Annotated in this window: 15 protein-coding genes and 1 pseudogene; 12 read left to right on the forward strand and 4 right to left on the reverse strand. The window is 64.1% G+C overall.

From position 1 onward, the window contains the following. Positions 1–32 precede the first annotated feature (32 nt). A pseudogene (locus J3E64_RS07180) lies at positions 33–152 on the reverse strand (phenylalanine 4-monooxygenase); the annotation flags it as partial. A gap of 327 nt (positions 153–479) precedes the next feature. Between J3E64_RS07180 and J3E64_RS07185 the strand changes: the two are divergent. The 3 genes from J3E64_RS07185 (at position 480) to J3E64_RS07195 (ending at position 2,471) form a co-directional block, all read left to right on the forward strand. Beyond that, positions 480–950, forward strand: coding sequence for an Lrp/AsnC family transcriptional regulator (locus tag J3E64_RS07185; protein ID WP_253341441.1), 471 nt, complete (start codon positions 480–482; stop codon positions 948–950). Between the two features lie 401 nt (positions 951–1,351). Continuing rightward, on the forward strand, positions 1,352–1,954 hold the full coding sequence (locus tag J3E64_RS07190; RefSeq protein WP_253341723.1) for a YitT family protein: 603 nt from the start codon (positions 1,352–1,354) through the stop codon (positions 1,952–1,954). 4 nt (positions 1,955–1,958) lie between these two features. After that, positions 1,959–2,471 carry a hypothetical protein gene (locus tag J3E64_RS07195; RefSeq protein WP_253341443.1) on the forward strand — a complete coding sequence of 171 codons (513 nt, stop codon included), beginning with the start codon at positions 1,959–1,961 and terminating at the stop codon, positions 2,469–2,471. A 7-nt stretch (positions 2,472–2,478) separates the two neighbouring features. On the opposite strand, the gene J3E64_RS07200 is transcribed toward J3E64_RS07195, so the two are convergent. From J3E64_RS07200 to J3E64_RS07210, 3 genes are all read right to left on the reverse strand, one after another. Continuing rightward, positions 2,479–3,777: an MFS transporter gene (locus J3E64_RS07200; RefSeq protein ID WP_253341445.1), complete on the reverse strand. Its 1,299-nt coding sequence runs from the start codon at positions 3,775–3,777 to the stop codon at positions 2,479–2,481. Positions 3,778–4,130: 353 nt separating this feature from the next. Next, on the reverse strand, positions 4,131–5,558 hold the full coding sequence (locus tag J3E64_RS07205; RefSeq protein ID WP_253341447.1) for a CapA family protein: 1,428 nt from the start codon (positions 5,556–5,558) through the stop codon (positions 4,131–4,133). A 63-nt stretch (positions 5,559–5,621) separates the two neighbouring features. Further along, complete coding sequence (locus J3E64_RS07210; RefSeq protein ID WP_253341449.1) at positions 5,622–7,883, reverse strand: TonB-dependent receptor; 2,262 nt, start codon at positions 7,881–7,883, stop codon at positions 5,622–5,624. 702 nt (positions 7,884–8,585) lie between these two features. Here J3E64_RS07210 and J3E64_RS07215 point away from each other — a divergent pair. The 9 genes from J3E64_RS07215 to purU all read left to right on the forward strand — a co-directional run bounded on the left by J3E64_RS07215 (position 8,586) and on the right by purU (position 19,410). Further along, a complete protein-coding gene (locus tag J3E64_RS07215; RefSeq protein ID WP_253341451.1) occupies positions 8,586–10,166 on the forward strand; it encodes a hypothetical protein in 1,581 nt (526 codons plus the stop codon). An 11-nt stretch (positions 10,167–10,177) separates the two neighbouring features. After that, the gene (locus J3E64_RS07220; RefSeq protein WP_253341453.1) at positions 10,178–11,188 is read left to right on the forward strand and encodes a membrane dipeptidase; all 1,011 of its coding nucleotides are present in this window, start codon (positions 10,178–10,180) and stop codon (positions 11,186–11,188) included. Beyond that, positions 11,185–12,429 carry an aromatic ring-hydroxylating dioxygenase subunit alpha gene (locus J3E64_RS07225; RefSeq protein ID WP_253341455.1) on the forward strand — a complete coding sequence of 415 codons (1,245 nt, stop codon included), beginning with the start codon at positions 11,185–11,187 and terminating at the stop codon, positions 12,427–12,429. Before J3E64_RS07220 ends, J3E64_RS07225 begins: the two co-directional genes overlap by 4 nt. A 36-nt stretch (positions 12,430–12,465) precedes the next feature. Continuing rightward, positions 12,466–13,443, forward strand: coding sequence for an ornithine cyclodeaminase family protein (locus J3E64_RS07230; RefSeq protein ID WP_253341457.1), 978 nt, complete (start codon positions 12,466–12,468; stop codon positions 13,441–13,443). 90 nt (positions 13,444–13,533) lie between these two features. Continuing rightward, positions 13,534–14,790 carry a sarcosine oxidase subunit beta family protein gene (locus J3E64_RS07235; RefSeq protein ID WP_253341459.1) on the forward strand — a complete coding sequence of 419 codons (1,257 nt, stop codon included), beginning with the start codon at positions 13,534–13,536 and terminating at the stop codon, positions 14,788–14,790. Positions 14,791–14,797: 7 nt separating this feature from the next. After that, positions 14,798–15,103 (forward strand): sarcosine oxidase subunit delta, encoded by a 306-nt coding sequence (locus J3E64_RS07240; protein ID WP_253341461.1) that lies wholly within the window; start codon positions 14,798–14,800, stop codon positions 15,101–15,103. Continuing rightward, on the forward strand, positions 15,100–18,021 hold the full coding sequence (locus tag J3E64_RS07245) for a sarcosine oxidase subunit alpha family protein (RefSeq protein WP_253341463.1): 2,922 nt from the start codon (positions 15,100–15,102) through the stop codon (positions 18,019–18,021). Before J3E64_RS07240 ends, J3E64_RS07245 begins: the two co-directional genes overlap by 4 nt. Beyond that, the gene (locus J3E64_RS07250; RefSeq protein ID WP_253341465.1) at positions 18,014–18,553 is read left to right on the forward strand and encodes a sarcosine oxidase subunit gamma; all 540 of its coding nucleotides are present in this window, start codon (positions 18,014–18,016) and stop codon (positions 18,551–18,553) included. Before J3E64_RS07245 ends, J3E64_RS07250 begins: the two co-directional genes overlap by 8 nt. Then, on the forward strand, positions 18,550–19,410 hold the full coding sequence (purU, locus tag J3E64_RS07255; protein ID WP_253341467.1) for a formyltetrahydrofolate deformylase: 861 nt from the start codon (positions 18,550–18,552) through the stop codon (positions 19,408–19,410). The genes J3E64_RS07250 and purU overlap by 4 nt, the downstream gene beginning before the upstream one ends. Positions 19,411–19,416: the final 6 nt, after the last annotated feature.

Below are 19,416 nucleotides of genomic sequence, written 5' to 3' on the forward strand. Positions count from 1 at the left end.
CCAGCCTTTGCGTGCGCGTAGCCCTGGCTTGCGGCCTGCCGGGCAAAGAGGCGATCCCAGACCGCATGCTCTTGCGCCGTGTACGAGCCCCAGTCCTGCGGAATGGTCCAGTCGGGAGCCGCACCGGGCGGCAGTAGATCTGTGTTTGCCATGACGACAATTTATCAGGATACCGTGAAAATGCGTTTCATTCATCTGGATTATCGGGCAGAATTTGAATGAAAAGTATCGCCGAATGCCAGTTTGAGATTTGAATCGATCACGTATTTCATGCAAGCGTGTGAGGGGTGAGCCCGCAGTGGCGACACCCCGACGATCGCGGATTGTTGCCTGATCCCACAGATCTACAATGCGCGGCGCTTCCACGTCGACCTGACAGATTTTCCCGAACTGCTCGCTGTGGACGGCCGATGCGGAGAGATCGAAGCGTTCGTCCGCGCGTCGCCGGAAAACCAGCCCGATGCCAATGGAGCGAACGCATGACCGAGAAACGCAAGATCGACGCGATCGATCGCAAACTGTTGCACGAATTGCAGCGCGATGCATCGATCAGCCATGCCGATCTCGCCGAGCGTGTCGGTGCCTCGACAGCCTCCTGCTGGCGGCGGATGCGTGCTCTGGAGGCCGACGGCTTACTCGGCCGCCAGGTCCGCCTGGTCAATGCAGCGCGGCTTGGCCGGGGCGTCAACGTGATCTGCCACATCAAGATCAAGAACAACTCCATCGAGACGACTGAAGCGTTCGAAAGCTTCATCGCGTCACGCGATGAGATCATGGAATGCTATTCGATGTCCGGCGACTGGAACTATCTCCTACGTATCCTGGTTGCCGATGTGGAAGACTACAACCGCTTTCTGATGCGAACCGTGCTGCGGCATCCGTCAATGGCCACGGGGTCGTCACACTTCGCACTGTCGCAAGTGAAATATGCCACGGCCGTGCCGCTATAATGCGGCTGGGCGGCGCGAGTCCTATCCGGACATGCCCAAAAACCGCGACACCGCTGAAACCATACGCCCAAGTCACACGTCCTCCGCCTGGCTGGATGCGCGGTGAACTCCCATCTCCGGCCGCAGGCCAAGCCATCGGCACCCGATCAAGAACATCACCCGCTACAAGCAGGGCCGCATCAACCTGGTGCTCGGCGGCGACGACGCCGGCCGGGTGGCCGCCTTCCGGGGGAGCACGAGCCATTCCACAACGCGCTTGGCAGATTGAATACAGAGATGTATTGTGTAGCGCTTAGGCGGCGCAATCCCGACTGAACATGCTCGGAAGCATGAGCGAGCCGTCTCATCCCAATAGAGTGTTGCCACTAGACGTTTGTACGGGGTCTCAATACGTGAACATCATGCCGCAGCCGGTCGCCCATCACTGGATGGAGGATGTCTATGCCATGATGGTCGGCAGCGTGCTGATCGCGCTCGGTCTCGCCATGCTGAAGGAGGGCGCGCTTGTCTCAGGCGGCGTCGCAGGGTTGGCGTTGTTGCTCGCCCGTATCACCCATTGGCAAGTGGGCCTGCTGCTGGGCATCGTCAATCTGCCCTTTGTCATACTGTCCCATCGGACGATGGGCGCGCGCTTCACCGCGAAGACAATTTTTGTCAATCTGATCCTTATTATCCTGCCAGGCGCGATGCCGCTGGCGATGCGTGGATCGGGGACGGAAGCGCCGTTCGCAGCGCTCGTCGGCGGGTCCGTGATCGGCATGGGGGCGCTGGCCCTGGCCCGCCACGGTGCGGGCATCGGCGGGTTCGGGTCCGTGGCTCTGTGGTTGTTCCGGGCGCGCGGATGGAACGCAGGCCGCACGATGATGCTGCTCGATCTGTTGGTGCTGCTCGCATCCTTTCCCTTCCTCAGCGATCGGCAATGGCTCTGGTCGGTGGCAAGCGCTCTGTCGATCAACGGCATTCTGTTCGTCTGGCACCGGCCGGGCCGTTACACCGGCTATTGACGGGATGACGGACGCCGCCTCGTCAGATTTCGATGTGCGGGCGCAGCTCCTGGACGCCTGGCGCGGAGAACTGTTCGGCGCAGCATTGATGCGGACCCTGCGCCATACCCTCGCCGATGCGGACGATCATGAGGAAGAACTGCACCGGATGGAAAGGGTCGAGATGCTGATGGCGCAGGCGCTACGCGAAACTCTGAGGATCACGCCTGGCCCCGCGGATGTTGCAGCGGCGAACGACCGTGCCCGAAGGGTCGCAGGCGGTTTTCCGGACTGGACTGACTTCGTCGCTGCCAGCATCGTTGCACTGCCCGCGCCCCTCGCCCGCTTCCGGGCGCTGGAGCCCGTAGCGCCGCCGTCGCTGAAGGCGGTCGTGCGCCTTCTGATCGAACATGAGGAACAGCTGGTCGTCTATCTCGATAGCTGCGCAGCCGGACGGCCAGCCAATCAAAATGAGGCGCTGCATACCGTTGAAGCCCGGTTACGCGTCTATCTCATTTCGCCGCCGGAAACGGACTGACGCACTTTCAATCGCGCCGGCCGTCCACGTCCGCTTCATCGATGCCCCTCAGCAGGAAACGTGCACTTACCAGGAACAGCAGCGTCGCCACGCCATAGAGAATCGGCACCAGGAAAAAGGCATAGCGCAGCGAGTCCGCGCCGAACCGCGCATGCAGCAGATCGCTCGTACCGCCGACCAGCAGCGGCCCCAGACCAAGACCCAGCAGATTGACCGCGAAGGTCAGCATCGCCGACGCGGTGGCACGCGAACGGGCACCGGCCAGCGCCTGAATTGCGGCATAAGCGGGCGCGAGATAAAGGCCGCAGGCGGTCGATGGCAGGATCAGCAGCAGCAGCGCCAGCTGATAGTCATGCGCCAGGAACACGCAGGCAGCACTCCCCGCGACCAGCGCGCAGGCAATGCTCGGCAACCAGGCGAGCCAGCGGCGGTCGCGTGCGACCAGCCGATCGCTCAGCAGACCGCCCAGCAACGTCCCGACGAGCAACGGCACGCCCTGGTAAAGCGAGAGCGCCGTCCCAACCTGCCCGGGGCTGTGCCCGAACATCCGCACCAGATAGGAAGGCAGCCACAGGAACAGGCTATATTCGGCAAGGCCCAACGCCACCATCGCGGGAATGAGCAGAGCGAAAGCCGGTCGCCGCAGCAGGCGCCGCATCACGACCATCATCGGCGGCGGCGGGTTCGCCGCCTTTGCCAGTCCTTCCGACAAACCGCGTGGCGGATCCTTGACCAGGGTCAGTAACAGCAGCCCGACCGGCAGGCCCATAACACCCAACACCAGGAACGTGTCGCGCCAGCCGATCTGTTGTTCCAGTTGCCCGGCGATCAACGGCGCGAGCGCGGTGCCGAGAGCGCCACCGAAGCTCAATATCGCCAGCGCCGTGCCGCGCCTTTCTATCGTGAAAGCATCGCCGACCATAGCGTGCGCCGGCGGGATCGCGCCCGATTCGCCTGTACCCACCAGCATCCGGGCCATGAAAAAGCCGACGAAGCTGCCGGCAACGCCGCACAATGCCGTCCCTGCGCTCCAGATCAGCACTGCGCCCAGCAACACATGCATACGGTTGCGATGCTCCGCGAGCCGTGCCACCGGCAACGCCAGCGTGGAATAGAGTAGCGCGAAAGCAGCCCCGGTCAGCAGGCCTATTTGCGTGTCGGACAGGCCCAGGTCACGCTTGATCGGCTCCAGCAGGATCGAAAGCGCATAGCGATCCAGATAGTTGACGAAAAGGAACAAGGTGAGGACCAGCAGCACTCGCTTGGCCGGGAATGCGATCAGATCCTGGCGCCCGCTGTCATCCATTATCATTCTCACAGGGCAGGCTCCACGAATATATGGCCCATGTCAGCTCTGCCGCGCGAGGCAGGCCGCAGGCTCACCACGTCGCCGCCATATCAAGAAAGCCGCCGACCGCGGACCGGCGGCATTGCCTCGTGTGCGGAAGGGGGTACGGCCGTCCGCAGTTTCGGCAGATGCAGGTGCGCGCGAAACCGTGTAAGCCGGCACGCGGGGGCGCGCCCGTGGTCGCGGAGGCAGCCTGCGCCGCGACCGCAAAAAGGGTCAAGGCCGTGATGCGCATCAGCGGCATCGTGCCGCTCCGGGTTCTGCCGCGATCGGACATGATGTTCGCTGCCGCCCGGAACGCCCTCATGCCCTCAACCGCCCGTCAGATCGACGATGCCCACGCCCTTATCGATCCTGATGCGCGTGCCGAAGCGTTGTGACCGGCGCTGGACTTGCTGCAATATCCGAACTGCCTCTGCCCCCGTAGCGATTGCGGGCAGTCCCTGCCTTTCACGCGGGCGGCCATCGAGCGGCTCGCCCAGCGCAATGGGAACGAGCTTTACCTGATAGGGCTTGCCGCCACGATATTCCGTCGTTGCTACGATGCTGTCATACCAGTCACTCGGCCAGGCCGTGCCCAATTCGAAGAACAGGCTGCCAAGACCGTAGAAGATCGGGCGTCCCTTGTAGACCTCCAGCCCTTGCACCGAATGGAGACCCGTTGCGAACACGCCGTCCGCGCCCGCATCGATCGCATCATGGTAAAAGGAGACCAGGAAATCGGCCGGCGCCAGCGTGTCGCCGGACACGATATGATCCTGCGCCCCGTTGGCGGTCTCATGCGCGTGGATGGTAAAGATCACGGTGTCGTTCTGACGCTTGGCGGCGCGGATCGACATCAGCAGCGCATCCCGGTCGCCCTGATCGACGTCGTAGGTTAAGCCCGTGCGGTCGGACAGGCGAAATGTTTCGCCCGTGCGCTCATCCGCATCGTTGGGTTTGATCATGATCTGCGTCGCTTCGGCCGGATAGGCAAGGCCGCTGCGCGCGGCGATACCCCGGATGCTGTCCAGTTCCGCGCGGTTCACCAATGTGATCGCATTGTTGCGCAGCGGATTGACGCCCGCCGCGCCCGGCTGATCGTCGCGCGAAGGCTGCGCCGCAGCGCCGATCTGGACAGTAGAGGTCGCGGCGATCATCGCCACGGTGCCCCTGGGGGTCACCAATATGCCGGGTCGCCGCGCGTCGGACAGGTTGCGCCCGATGCCAGCATGGACGACCTTTGCCGCGTCCAGCGCCGCGATGGTCGCAAGTACGCCTTCGGCGCCATAATCGTAGCTGTGGTTGTTGGATGCCTGCAACAGGGTGAGGCCGAGATCGTCGAACTGGTCGGCTAGCGCGGCGGCATGCAGCGGCCCGCGACCCCGCCCGTTGAAGGTGGCGATATCGAAGACATTCCCTTCCAGATTGGCGAAGCCCGCGTCCGCGCCGCGGAACAGGGCCATGACCTTCTGGACGGCGGGATCGCGCGAAAGCGCTAACGGCCGCCTCAGGCCCAGCAGGTCGCCGCCGGCCGCGATCGTGAAGCCGTCGGCAACGCTCGCGGGCGTCGGGCCTTTTTCGACCGGAGGCGGTCCAAACGGTGACTGGGGATTGGGATCGCCGCGCAGGCGCATCATGCGGTCGTAGACCTGCGTGGATCGCTCCCGTCGTGCCGCCTCGCTGGTGCCTGATTGCTGCGCATGCGCCAGCGATGGCAATGCAGCGAGCGACAGCAGCAATGCCGTCTGAAACCTCATCGTCGTGCCCTTATTCCAAAAAAGGGCCGGACAGTCATTCCTTCCGGCCCCTGCCCGCATCTATCAGAACGTGGCGCTGAGCGTCAGGCCGACGGTCCGCGGCGTGATGAACACCGCCTGCGGCACTTGCGTGCCGTTGCGCGTGTCGACGCTGGTGATGCCCATCTTGTCGAACAGATTGCGAACATAAGCATTGACGCTCCAGCGCTTGTCGATCGAAACGCCAGCGCGCAGATCGACAACCGTATAGGAAGGCAGCTTCGCCCGCTGTAGCACGGCGCGGGCCGAGTTCTGGTTGAACAACCCGATCCGGTTGCCGACATAGTTGACGTTGAACCCGACATAGGCGGTGGCGCTGTCCGTAAGGTCAAAATCCTGCTGCATCGACAGATTGCCAGTGAACCTGGCCGAATAGGGCAAGCGGCTGCCGGCCTGCCCGAACAGGCGCTGGACCGACGTCGTACTCGGATCGATCGACTCTGTGAGCTTTGCGTTCAGGATGGTGGCGTTGGCATCCACCGTGAAACCTTCCCACGCCTTCAGGCTCCCCGACATCTCGACACCCCGGCTACGCGCCCTCTTGCCATTTTCGAAGAAGGCAAACTGGGACGGGAGCGCCGTGTTCTGGAGTTGGATGTCCTTCCAATTCACCTGGAAGGCGGCAATGTCGAAGGTCAGCCGGTTGTCGAGCACCGTGCCCTTGAGGCCCAGTTCATAACTCATGACCGTATCGGAGCCGAAGGTCGGCGCAGCGCCGGGGGTCTGGGTGTTGGGGCCGCCGGGGCGATAGCCGCTGGCGACGCGGGCATAGGCCATCAAGTCGCGGTTGAAGCGGTAGGTCGGCGCGACCAGCCAGGTAACGGCATCTTCCTTCGATGTGAAGAGACTGTCCTCGCCGGGGCCGAACAGAGCCTGAGCGGCCGGATCGATGACGCTCAGCACCCGGTAGTTCTGCTCGTTCTGCGCGTAGCGCAGGCCGCCCTGGATGTCGAACTGCCCGGTAACGTGCCATGTGAGGTCCGCGAACGCCGCCTTTTCTTCGTATGTGGACAAGTTCTCGCCTCTGTAGGCCAACAGGGAAGGCGCGCTGCCCGACCGAGTGATCGTTTGCGACAAAGCGGACCGCTCATTGGTATAGAACAGGCCGGCTAACCAGTCGAATTGCGCGCCCTCGTTGGAGAAGCGCAATTCCTGCGTAAACTTGTTCGTCAGGAGCGGTTCACCGAAAATATAGGTCTGTCCCGCCGGATAGCCGGCAAATGCCTCCAGTGCGCCGCCAAAACGAGCCGTTGAGTCCGAGGCAGTAGCCTGTTCGGTGCGCCCCCAGGCGCTTATCGACGTCACCTGCATGGCGTCGAGGTCGAGCGCGAAACGCGCTGTATAGAGTTGCACCTCGTTTGTGGTCGGGACGACCGCGGCCCGCGCCGTACGACGGTCCGGCAAGCCACGCGCGTCGAAGGTCACGACCCGCTGCGCCGACCCCGCTGCCGGCAAAGGCGCGCAGGCGGAGCAGATGTCGATCAGGGACGAACCCGCCATGTTCTGCTTCTGGTAGAGGGCTGACAAGGTCACGGTGAGGATGTCGATCGGATGCACGACGAGTGCTGCCCGGCCACCATAGACCTCGCGCTTGTTCACGTCCTTTCGTGCGGCGACAATGCTGTCGATATAGCGCGGATCGTCGCGATAGAAGCCGCTGACGCTTAAACCCACCTTGTCGGTGATGATCGGTGCGTTGACGGACCCGCGGACAGACCAGCCTTCGCCGCCGTCCTTGACCGTGTTGACGCCGAGTTCGGCGCGACCCGAAAACTCGCTGGTGCTGGGATCCTTTGTCACATATTTGATGAGGCCGCCAAGGCTCGACGCACCGTAAAGCGTGCCCTGCGGCCCGCGCAGCACCTCGACCCGCTGCAACGTCGCGGGATCGAGATCGGGCAGTGGCGGACGGCCAAGATAGGTTGAAGAACCGAACTGCACGTCGTCGATCAGGATGGCGACGGTCGGGTTGGTATTGCCGCCCGTGGAAATGCCGCGCAACGACACGTTGGTGGTGTTATTGCCCGAAAGCTGAATGCCGGGAATACGCGTGTAATAATCGCTCAGCGACACCAGGTTCTGGGTCGTCAGCGTCTCGGCCGCGACGGCGCTGACCGAGACGGGCACGTCGATAAGCCGTTGTTCGCGCTTCTGCGCGGTGACGACGATGGCGTCGTCACCGTCTGCAGCGGGCGCTGCGCCCGTCTGGGCCCCGGCGGTCCCGGAAGCGAAAATCGCCGCCAGAACCGTCGACATCGATAGAGCGAGATTGAACGCCGTTCGCATAGCTGATCTCCCTGAAATCACTCCAAGCCCCCCATGGCTGGAGTTCCCGCTTACTGTACGTGAGGAATAGCCTAGAATACATTAGTGTCTTGTCAAGCCAGTTGAGCGACCGAGATAGGCCGGTTTATTTTTCGCTCATGTTCAGGCGCAGGGTAGAGGATCGGCAGCGGCTACTCGTTATTTAATGCCCAACATTGAGGTCAAAAATCTCCATCCGCCGGAGCGAGCGCTAAGATTACCTATAATCAAACACTTGGTCTCCTACCTCGCCACTCCACTGGGCAAGGATAACCAATGCGGGCGTCTATCTCGCCCTGCCACGCCAGATGGACGTCGCATCCCGTGGATTCAAAACAAACACAAATGTATGGATTAGGCTGCCGAGGTTCGAGGCAGTCGGCTTGATGCAGACCTCGATTCGCTCCCGACTGTGCTGGACATCGAAAAGACGACGCTGCAGTTGCCGCAACCCTCGCCAGCGGCGATCAACGATCGCAGTTAATTCGCGGAAAGACGTGGTGATAAGGTCGAATTTGCGACGCTGACGGCATCCAAACTTCATTGAGCCAGCTGATAGAGCGCGATTCCTCGACACTGCAGACCGACGATTTGCAGCCCTGTAAGCGGCCATCACAAAAAATTTCCATTGCAGATAGGATACACATATGTATCGTTACTGCCGAACCGTTGGAGACCGCGCCCGTGACATCGAAACGTAAAAGGCTCATCGCGCTGATCGCCGCCTTTTGCCTGCTGCCCGATGCTGTATCGGCGGCGGGCACTGGAGAGATCAAGGCCGCGCCCTCCGCGTCGAGCTGGCCGGCGCTGACCTTCGCGGCGCAGGCCGGACCCCGCCGGTTTTCCGCCACACGCCGCGGAATGTTCGGCGGCAGGCAGGTTGCCTATGTCGCCACTTTGCAGGAAATGCTGATCAAGGACAGCAACGGAAAGCCGGCGTCCAGCCTGTTCGTCTACGCCTTTACTGCCAAGGCGCAAGATGCGACGTCAGCCCGGCCGGTCATCTTTGTCTTCAATGGCGGGCCCGGCGCCGCGTCCAACACACTGATGTTCGGGGCACTCGGCCCGCACCGGCTCGCGCGCTTCGACATGGCCGCGATGGCCGATACGTCGGTGCCCCTGGTCGACAATCGTGACAGCGTGCTCGATGTCGCCGACCTGGTCTTCATCGACGCGCCGGAAACCGGCTTTGGCCGCCCGCTTCCCGGTGCCGATGCGCAGACCTTCCGTTCAAATGATGGCGATTCCTTTGCCTTCGCCCAGGTCATCCTGCGCTGGTTGATCGATCAGGGCCGCATGAACGCCCCCGTTTATATCGCGGGCGAAAGCTATGGGTCGCTGCGCAGCGTGATGCTGGCGCGCGATCTCGCCGCGGCAACGCCGCACCTGTCGGTCGCGGGGCTTATCCTGATCTCACAGGCAATCACTTATAACGGCCCGCCGCAGGCAAGTGTCCGCCGCCTGCCGGACCCGTTGCGCGCAGCGATGCGCCTGCCGGACATCGTGGCGCTTTCCTGGTATCACGGCCTGATCGACAACCGTGCGCGGACACTGGGCCAGGCGATCGAGGCAGCGCAGCATTTCGTCCAGACCGACTATGCGCCGGCGCTCATCGCCGGCAATCGGCTGGCGCCGGCGGAGCGCGCCAAGGTTGCCGGCGGACTTGCAAGGCTGACCGGCATTTCTGCCGAGCGCTGGATCGCTGGCGGACTGCGCATCGACAATCCCCGCCGCCAGTTGCTGGCCGACAAGGGCAAGGCACTCGGCCAATTTGACGGGCGGGAGACCGAGCCGCTTGATGCGGCGCCCCAGGATGCCGATCGCGATTGGGAGGCGATGATGCGTGGCCTGACGCGCACCAGCGAACTTTATGCCGCTGCGCTTGGAGCCAAGGGCGTGCCCGCTTATCGCTCTACCGTCCCCGCCCCATACGACTTCGAGGACACATGGGGCTATATCAAGCCCCCCGCGCCGTTGCTCGACCTCGTCCTTCAGGAGCAGATGCGTGCCCAGCCCGGGCTGCGGCTGATGGTGACGCAGGGTGTGTTCGACACGACCAGTTCGATGGGCGCGACCGACTATCTGTTCAGCCAGTTGGACGTGCCGCCTGATCGCATCAGCTTTGCCCGCTACGGCGGCGGACATATGCTCTATTCTGACGATGCGGGCCGTGCCGCATTTGCGGCTGATATACGGGCTTTCGTCACCGGACGGCCGATCGCCTCGCGCGGTTACCCGACCGTTGCGCCGGCTTCAGCGCCATGAGGAGTGACAGCGTGGAAGGCAAATTCAGCATTGACGTTTCGCGCGCCCGCGCGCTGATCGAGGATACGCTGGTGTGGGATACCCACTCCGGCTTCATGCCTGACCCGGCCGCCGATTTCGACAATCTGGCACTGTGGACTGACGCCGGGATAAATTATCTGTCAATTAACGTGGGCTTTGACCTGATGCCGTGGCAGGACAGCGTGCGCGCTCTGGCCAATTTCCGCCACCGCATCCTCGCCCGGCCGGACCGCTACCGCCTGGTTGAAAGCGCCGCCGACGTGCGCGCCGCCGCTGCCGAGGGCAAGCTGGCCGTGACCTTCGACCTTGAAGGCATGGTGGCGCTGGATGAGCGGATCGAGATGGTAGAGTTCTACCACCATCTTGGCGTGCGACAGATGCACTTTGCCTATAATCGCAACAATGCCGCCGGCGGCGGTTGCCATGACGAGGATTGCGGCCTGACCGCCTTCGGTCGCAACGTCATCGACGAAATGAACCGGCTCGGCATGTTCGTGGATGTCAGTCATGCCGGATATCGCACCAGCATGGATGTCATGGTCCATTCGCGCGCGCCGGTAATCTTCTCGCACAGCAATGCCAAGGCGATCGCGCGCCACGGTCGCAACATCACCGACGAACAGGCGCGTGCCTGCGCCGCGACCGGCGGCGTGATCGGCGTCAACGGCATCGACCTGATGCTGGGACGCGGCGCACCGCTCACGCAGCGGATGGCCGATCATATCGATCATCTGGTGAGCGTCACGGGGCCAGAGCATGTAGGACTGGGGCTCGACTTCGGCTTCCCCGTGGACGTAGCCGACATTGACGAGATCGTCGGCGCCAATCCCCAATTCTGGCCGGTCGAGGAAGGCTATCATGACGGCCCGGTCAGGTTTCTAGCGCCGGCGCAGCTACCAGAGGTCGTCGGCATTCTGATCGGCCGGGGCTATGACGATACGACCCTTCGCAACATTCTGGGCGGCAATTTTATACGCGTCGCGGGAGAAGTGTGGAAATGATCGCTGACTTGCTTGCCTCCCAACGTGAAGGATGGTCGCTCGAGCGCCCCTTCTACCGCGACGCCGACATCTATGCGCTGGAGAATGACCGCCTGTTCCCGCGACAATGGAGCGTCGTCGCCCACGTCGCAGACCTGCCCCAGCGCGGCGCGCATGTTGTGCGCTCGCTTTTCGGGCAGGAGATTATCGTCGTGAACGCTGGCGATCATGGCTTTCGCGCCTATCATAATGTCTGCACCCATCGCGGCTCGCGCATCTGCAAGGGCGACGGCAAAAGCCCGATGCTCGTCTGCCCTTATCATGCCTGGTCGTTCCAGTTGACCGGCGAGTTGAAGACGACCCGCGACCTGCCGGCCGGCGTCGACCCCACTCAGCTTGGCCTGCACCCTGTCGCCTGCCGCGAGATTGGCGGACTGATTCTGTGTGGCCTCGACATAGCCGCGATGCCGAGCCTCGACGCGATGGAGCAGGCCATGCTGCCGACCTTGCGTCAGCACGGGATCGAACGGGCGAAGGTTGCCGCGCGGCGGTCTTATCCGACCCGCGCCAACTGGAAGCTGGTGCTGGAAAATTTCTACGAATGCTATCATTGCCGTCCGTCGCACCCGGAATATTTCCGCATGAACGGCCATATCGCGGCAACCGCCATCAGTGATCCTGCAGCCGCCAGCGACTGGGAGGAAAAGGTCGCAATCTGGCGCGCTGGCCTAGACGACGCTCCTTACAATCGCGAAATCCGCGTGGCGGGCGGCGTGGATGAAGCGCGTTTTACCACCTACCGCCACCCGATTGGCCTCGGTCGCCGCACCGCATCGCGCACCGGCGATCCGGTAGCCCCGCTGATGGGCGGCTTTACCGACTATGACGGCGGCGAGACCGCGCTGCACCTGGGCATGTTCGGCTTCCTTGGCGCCTATAACGATCACGCCGTGCTGTTCCAGTTCGTGCCGATCGGCCCTGATGAGACCGATGTTGTGCTCACATGGTTCGTGGATGCGGAAGCCGATCTCGCCGCAATCGACGAGGATGCGCTGACTTTTCTGTGGGATGTGACCACCCGACAGGACAAGGGCATCGTTGAGGAGAATGCGCGTGGCGTCGATTCGCCCGCTTATCGTCCCGGCCCCTATACCGTGCTGGAAGCGCAGACCGCCGGTTTCGTCAGCCACTATGCCGCGATGATGCGCACCTTGTTATCCCGCGATAGCGGCACACAGGATCCCTTGCGCGTCGTCGCCTGACCACCGGCAGTCCGCAGCATAGCTGGAGACAAGAGCATGGCGCAGGCCGATCCGACCATTCCTTTCTACGATGCCAGCCGGGTCCGCGCCCTGCTCGACTATGATGGCTGCATCGCCGCCGTGCGCGCGGCGATGCGCGATTTTACCGCCGGGGGCACGGAGCAGCCCCTGCGCACCATCATTCCGATCGCGCCGGGCGAGTTGTTCGCCCTGATGCCCGGCATGCTGGAATCGCCTCACGGCTTCGGCGCAAAGGTCATCACCGCCTACGGTGATCCCGACCGGCCGGGCCGCTCTGCGCATCGCGGCGTCGTCGTTCTTTTCGACCGCGCCGACGGGAGGATCGTTTGCATCGCGGATGCGGGCGAGATCACGCATATCCGCACGGCAGCAGCGAGCGCGGTCGCCACCGAAGCGCTCGCCCGGCCCGATGCCTGCCGTCTCGCCATGTTCGGCTGCGGCGCCCAGGGGTGGACGCATGTCCAGGCGATTGCCCGCGTGCGGGCATTGAAGGAAATCATTATCTGGGCGCGCGACGAGGACGCTGCCCATGCGTTTGCCGCGCGCGTGGAGACGGCCACCGGAATCCCGGCACGCGCTGCGCCGGACGGACGAACTGCGGCGGGCGGCGCAGACATCATCTGCACCGTAACCGCGTCGCAGACCCCGGTGCTGTTGGGCGATTGGGTGCGTCCCGGTACGCATGTGAACATCGTGGGGTCGAGCCATGCCGGCCCGGTCGAGATCGACCATGATCTGGTGCTGCGCAGCCGCTTCATCGCCGACAGTCGCCGGTCTGTGCTGGCCGCCGGCGCCGAATTTCTGAACGCCAAGGCGGCGGGCTTGATCGATGACGGCCATATCGTCGCAGAGATCGGGGAGGTGCTGCTCAGGCAGGTTCCCGGCCGATGCTCGGAGCAGGATATAACCGTCTACAAATCGCTCGGCCATGTAGTGCAGGATCTTGCCGCTGCCGCATATGTGCATCAGACCGAAAAGTCGATACGCTATTGAATTGTATTTCTGTTTTCATGGGACAATTTCCTTGATCTCCAAGAAGAAAATTCATACTTCGTTCAATACAGTTATGTATCGGTAGGGTTTATGAGGCGGCTTTATTCAGGCTGGCAGCTATTGCGTGAAGGACTGCGCGGACAGCGCGGCTGGACGCCTGCCTGGCGGGAGCCAGAGCCCAAACCGCGCTACGACGCAATCATCGTCGGCGGCGGCGGCCATGGGCTTGCCACGGCCTATTATCTCGCCCGCACGCATGGCGTGCGCAACGTTGCGGTACTGGAAAAGGGCTGGATCGGCGGCGGCAACAGCGGCCGCAACACTACGATCGTACGCTCCAACTATTATTACCAGCCAAGCGCGGCACTCTACGATCATGCGCTGCGGCTCTACGAGGGCCTGTCGCGCGAGCTGAACTATAATGTCATGCTGAGCCAGCGCGGCCTCATCACGCTGGCGCACAGCCGCCACGATCTGGAAGCGGCGACGCGCTGGGTGGGAGCCATGCGCCTCAATGGCGTGGACACGACAATGCTGTCGGTGGCGAACATCGCCCGCCGCGTGCCCGCGCTCGATGTGTCGCCAGGCGCCCGTTATCCTGTGTTTGGCGGCTTCGTGCAGGATCGGGCGGGAACGGCGCGCCACGACGCCGTGGTATGGGGCTATGCCCGCGCCGCCGATGCGCTGGGCGTCGATATCATCCAAAATTGCGCAGTCACCGGCATCCTTCGCGGCGTCGACGGCCGCGTGACCGGCGTCGAGACCGGCCGCGGGCGGATCATGGCGGACAAGGTCGCACTGGCCGCAGCAGGTCATTCGTCCGTGCTGGCGGACATGGCAGGCTTTCGCCTGCCGATAAGCAGCTATGCGCTCCAGGCCTTCGTGTCAGAGCCGCTCAAGCCGGTGATCGACACGGCCGTGCTCAGCCTCGCCACCGGCACCTATGTCAGCCAGTCGGACAAGGGCGGCCTCGTGATCGGTGGAGGGCTGGATCATTATCTCTCCTACGCGCAGCGCGGCAACCTGCCGGTCGCGCGCTCGGTGCTAGGCGCGATCGCCGAGCAATACCCCTCTTTCGGCCGCGTCCGCTTCGCGCGGCAATGGGCTGGCATCGTAGATGTCGTGCCCGATTCCAGCCCGATCATCGGCGCCTCGCCGGTGCCCGGCCTCTACCTCAACTGCGGCTGGGGCACAGGCGGGTTCAAGGCGATTCCAGTAGGCGGCACGGTGCTGGCGCATCATCTTGCGACCGGAGAGCCGCATCCGCTCGCCGCGCCCTTCGATCTGGGCCGTTTCGCGCGTGGCGCGCTAATCGACGAGGCCGCAGCCTCCGGCATCGCGCATTGAGGCCTTCATGCTCCTGATTTCCTGTCCCCATTGCGGCCCGCGCGACGAGGTCGAATTTTCCTGCGGCGGCCAGAGCCATATCGTCCGCCCGCCCGAGAGCGCAAGCGATGCGGAATGGGCCGCCTATCTGTTCGATCGCGACAATCCTCGCGGAGTGCATCGGGAACGCTGGGTCCATGATCATGGCTGCGGCCAGTGGTTCAATATCGCGCGCGATACGGTGACGCATACGATCAGCGCCGTCTATCCTATGGGCGAGTCAGCGCCGGGCATCGCTGGAACCGGCATGGTCGGTACCGGGGCTTCGCTGTGACGGGGCAGCCCTTCAGATCCGCAACCGGCGGCCGCATCGACCGATCGCGCACGCTGCGCTTCCGCTTTGGCGGCCGCGACTATGTCGGCCACCCCGGCGACACGCTGGCATCCGCCCTACTCGCCAACGGCGTGCGCCTGCTTGGTCGATCCTTCAAATATCATCGCCCGCGCGGCCTGCTCGCCGCCGGAGTCGAAGAACCCAACGCGCTCGTCCAGCTTGGCGAGGGCGCGCGCGTCACGCCCAATGTCCGCGCGACCGAGGTGCCGCTTTATGAAGGTCTGGTGGCAAGCTCGGTCAATTGCTGGCCGAGCGCCCGGTTCGACATCGGTGCGGTCAACGACCTGTTGCACCGCTTCCTGGCCGCTGGCTTCTACTACAAGACCTTCATGTGGCCGAACTGGCACCTTTATGAAGGCTTCGTCCGCCGCGCCGCCGGGCTTGGCCGCCCGTCGCGCGAAGCCGATCCCGACCGCTACGTCACCCGAAACGCCCATTGCGACCTGCTGGTCGTCGGCGCCGGGCCGGCGGGACTGGCGGCGGCGCGCGCCGCGGCGGAGCGGGGCGAACGGATAATATTGGTCGAACAGGACATGGCGATCGGCGGATCCCTGCTGCACGACAACAACATCATCGACGGTCTTGATCAGGATGCATGGATCGCCGGCGTCCGCGCCGCCCTGGACGAAGCGCCCGACGCGCGCATCCTTACGCGAACTACCGCAGTGGGCTATTTCGACCATAATGCGCTGGCGCTGGTCGAGGCGCTCGGCAGCGAAGTCGATTGCGCAGCCACCCCGGATCGTCCGCGCTTCCGCCTCTGGCAGGTGCGCGCCGCACGGGTGGTGCTGGCGACCGGCGCGATCGAACGGCCGCTGGTCTTTGCCGGCAACGATCGACCCGGCGTGATGCTGGCCGGAGCGGCGCGGACCTATGCGGCCCGCTTCGGGGTGCTGCCGGGCAAGCGGGCGCTTGTCGTCACCAATGACGATGAAGCCTATCGCGTGGCCGAAGCACTGATTGCCGCTGGTATGGAGGTCGCGGAACTCATCGATCTGCGCGCGACAGTGCCCGCCGACCTGGCCGCCCGGCTTGCAGCCCACGGCGTCGCAATGACGCGCAACGCCACGGTCGATGCGACCAGGGGTCGCGGCCACATCCGCGCGGCGCGGATTCGGCTCCCGGGCGGCGCGACACGCTGGGTGCGTTGCGACTGCCTGGCGATGTCGGGAGGTTTCAGCCCCGCCGTTCACCTCTTTTCGCAATCGGGGGGCACGCTCCGTTTCGATGAACAGCGCGCCGCTTTCGTCCCCGAACGATCGGTGCAGCCGGAGGTGTCGGTCGGCGGCGCAGCGGGTGACTTCGACCTGACAAGCGCGCTGGCATCCGGCTACCGCGCCGGCGGCGGCACCGGTGCCGCGCCATCGGCAAGCCAGTCGCGTCAGCCCAGCCCGCCCGGTCCGCTGGGACAAGTGGCAGGCGATCCATCTCGCGCATTCGTCGACTATCAGAATGACGTCACCGCCGCCGACGTGGCGCTGGCCGCCCGCGAAAGTTTCCGCTCGGTCGAGCATCTGAAACGCTACACGACACTGGGCATGGCGCCCGATCAGGGCAAGACCTCCAATGTCAACGGCCTCGCCCTACTGGCGGGCGCGACCGCGCGCACGATCGCGGAAACCGGAACGACCCGCTTTCGCTTTCCCTATACCCCCTTGCCCTTGTCGGTCATGGCGGGGTGGCGGCGCGGCGACCTGTTCCGGCCGGTTCGATTCATGCCGGGGCATGGCCGCCATGTCACCGCCGGCGCCCTGTTCGAGGACTTCGGCGGCTGGCAACGGCCAGCCTGCTATCCGCGCGCAGGCGAGGATCGGCATGCGGCCGAACAGCGCGAGGCGCTGGCCGTGCGGCAGGGTGCTGGCCTGTTCGAAGGATCACCGCTCGGCAAGATCGAGATTGTCGGCCCGGATGCCGCGCGTTTTCTGGACCGCATATATGCCAATACCATGTCGACGCTCCAGCCCGGCAAGGTGCGATACGGACTGATGCTGAGCGAGATCGGCGCCATCATCGATGACGGCGTCTGCGCCAGGCTGGCGGAGGACCGCTTCCTCGTCTGCACGTCGAGCGGTGGCGCGGCGCGCATCTCCGCCTGGCTGGAGGAATGGCATCAGTGCGAATGGCCCGACCTCGACCTGGTGATTGCGCCCGTCACGTCGGCCTGGGGCGTGCTGACGCTGAGCGGTCCGGCGGCGCGCGCGATCCTCTCGGCCGTGGGCACGGACATAAATCTCGCGGCCGACGCCTTCCCGCATATGAGCTGGCGACAGGGACTCGTCGGCGGCATGGCCGCGCGCATCCTGCGGGTCAGCTATACCGGCGACCTGTCCTATGAGATCAACGTGCCGGCAAGCCGAGTCCCCGAATTGTGGGACAGGTTGATGGCGGCCGGGGCCGGCCATGGCATCGCGCCGGTCGGGATCGACGCCTGGATGCTGCTGCGCACGGAAAAGGGATATCTGCACATCGGCGCGGACACCGACGGCACCACCACGCCGCTCGATGTCGGCTGGCCGCAGGTGCTGCGCAAGAAGAGCGATTTCATCGGCAAGCGGTCGCTATTCCTGCCGGAAAATCTCAGCGAGGACCGGCTCGCCTTCGTCGGCTTTGCCAGCGATGACCCCGCGATCGCGCTGCCGATCGGCGCGCATGTCCTGGGACCGGACGGCAGCGACGGCTATGTCACCTCATCGGGCTTCAGCCCCACGTTGGGACATGGCGTCGCGCTTGGGCTGATCCGGGGCGGCGCGGCGCGCGTGGGCGAGCGCGTCGTCGTGCGGGGGCTGGATGGCGACCTGCCGGCCCGCGTCACATCCCCCGTTCATTTCGATGCGCAGGGAGAACGGCTCAATGGCTGAAGATTTCGTCCTCGACGCGCCAGGCTGCTCGGTGTCGGAAAGGCACCCGTCCTCGGTCTACATCCTGCGGATACGCCGGCCCGATGGCGCGCTCATCGATCGGATCAGCGCGTTGCTCCGCACGCCGCTTCCGACACAAGCCAATCATGCCGCTGGCACCGCGCCGCGCGTTTTCTGGCGCGCGCCGGGCGAATGGATGCTCACGGGCGCGGAAGCTGTCACGCCTGCGATCGACCATGCGCTGGCGGGCGTGACCGCGCATCTTGCCGACATGACGCAAGCCTGTACCATCTTCCGTGCCAACGGGCCGGCCGCACGCGATTGTCTGTCGATGGGCACTGGAATCGATCTGCACCCGCTTGCCTTCGCCGAGGGGCGCTGCGCCCGGACCCTGTTCGCCGACACCACTGTCCTCATCGACCGTGTCCCGGGAACCGACGCCTTCGATCTTTATACTGACATCGGCTTTGCCGACCATTTGCGCCGCTGGTTCGCCGAGGCGCTTCGCGAATTCAAGGATGAGCGACCATGACCCTGCCGCATTATGTCATCGTGCTGCGCTGCCGGGAGCGCAAAGGCATCGTCGCGGCCGTGTCGGCCTTCCTGCTGGACCGTGATCTTACGATCACCGAATCCAGTCAGTATAGCGACCCGTCGACCGACACCTTCTTCATGCGCGTCGTCTTCCGCCACGAAGGCGGCTCGGCGATCGACGCCGGTGCCCTGCACGCGGCTTTCACGCCGCTCGCCGACGAATTGCGCATGGATTGGGAACTGCACGACCGATCAGTCAAGCCCCGCGTGCTGATCGCCGTGTCGCGGTTCGGCCACTGCCTGCACGACCTCGTCCACCGCTGGCGAGCAGGCATCCTGCCGATCGACATCGTCGGCGTGTTTTCCAATCATGACGACATGCGCTCCTTCGTCGAATGGAACGGCCTGCCTTACCATTATCTGCCCGTGACCAAGGAGACGAAGGACGCGCAGGAGCTGCAGGTCATCGACCTGATCGGCGAAACCGCGGCCGACTTCGTGGTGCTGGCGCGCTACATGCAGATTCTCTCGCCGCGCCTGTGCGATGCACTTTCCTGGAAATGCATCAATATCCATCACAGCTTCCTTCCCAGCTTCAAGGGCGCCAAACCCTATCATCAGGCACATGCGCGCGGGGTGAAGATGATCGGCGCGACCGCGCATTTCGTGACAACCGACCTCGACGAAGGCCCGATCATCGCGCAGGACACACGGCATGTTAGCCACGCGATGACGCCCGAGCAATTCGTCGCTCTTGGTCAGGAAGTCGAATGCGCGGTCCTCGCGCGCGCGGTAGGCTGGCAGGCAGACCACCGCATCATCAGCAACGGCGGCAAGACGGTCGTCTTCGCCTGAACCAGA

The organism is Sphingobium sp. OAS761 (genome assembly GCF_024168485.1).
In the GTDB taxonomy this organism is placed as follows: domain Bacteria; phylum Pseudomonadota; class Alphaproteobacteria; order Sphingomonadales; family Sphingomonadaceae; genus Sphingobium.

Coding starts and splice junctions, on each gene's coding strand:
- J3E64_RS07185 (WP_253341441.1), top strand. CDS start 480: ATGACCGAGAAACGCAAGATCGACGCGATCGATCGCAAACTGTTGCAC.
- J3E64_RS07190 (WP_253341723.1), top strand. CDS start 1,352: ATGCCGCAGCCGGTCGCCCATCACTGGATGGAGGATGTCTATGCCATG.
- J3E64_RS07195 (WP_253341443.1), top strand. CDS start 1,959: ATGACGGACGCCGCCTCGTCAGATTTCGATGTGCGGGCGCAGCTCCTG.
- J3E64_RS07200 (WP_253341445.1), bottom strand. CDS start 3,777: ATGGATGACAGCGGGCGCCAGGATCTGATCGCATTCCCGGCCAAGCGA.
- J3E64_RS07205 (WP_253341447.1), bottom strand. CDS start 5,558: ATGAGGTTTCAGACGGCATTGCTGCTGTCGCTCGCTGCATTGCCATCG.
- J3E64_RS07210 (WP_253341449.1), bottom strand. CDS start 7,883: ATGCGAACGGCGTTCAATCTCGCTCTATCGATGTCGACGGTTCTGGCG.
- J3E64_RS07225 (WP_253341455.1), top strand. CDS start 11,185: ATGATCGCTGACTTGCTTGCCTCCCAACGTGAAGGATGGTCGCTCGAG.
- J3E64_RS07230 (WP_253341457.1), top strand. CDS start 12,466: ATGGCGCAGGCCGATCCGACCATTCCTTTCTACGATGCCAGCCGGGTC.
- J3E64_RS07235 (WP_253341459.1), top strand. CDS start 13,534: ATGAGGCGGCTTTATTCAGGCTGGCAGCTATTGCGTGAAGGACTGCGC.
- J3E64_RS07240 (WP_253341461.1), top strand. CDS start 14,798: ATGCTCCTGATTTCCTGTCCCCATTGCGGCCCGCGCGACGAGGTCGAA.
- J3E64_RS07250 (WP_253341465.1), top strand. CDS start 18,014: ATGGCTGAAGATTTCGTCCTCGACGCGCCAGGCTGCTCGGTGTCGGAA.
- purU (WP_253341467.1), top strand. CDS start 18,550: ATGACCCTGCCGCATTATGTCATCGTGCTGCGCTGCCGGGAGCGCAAA.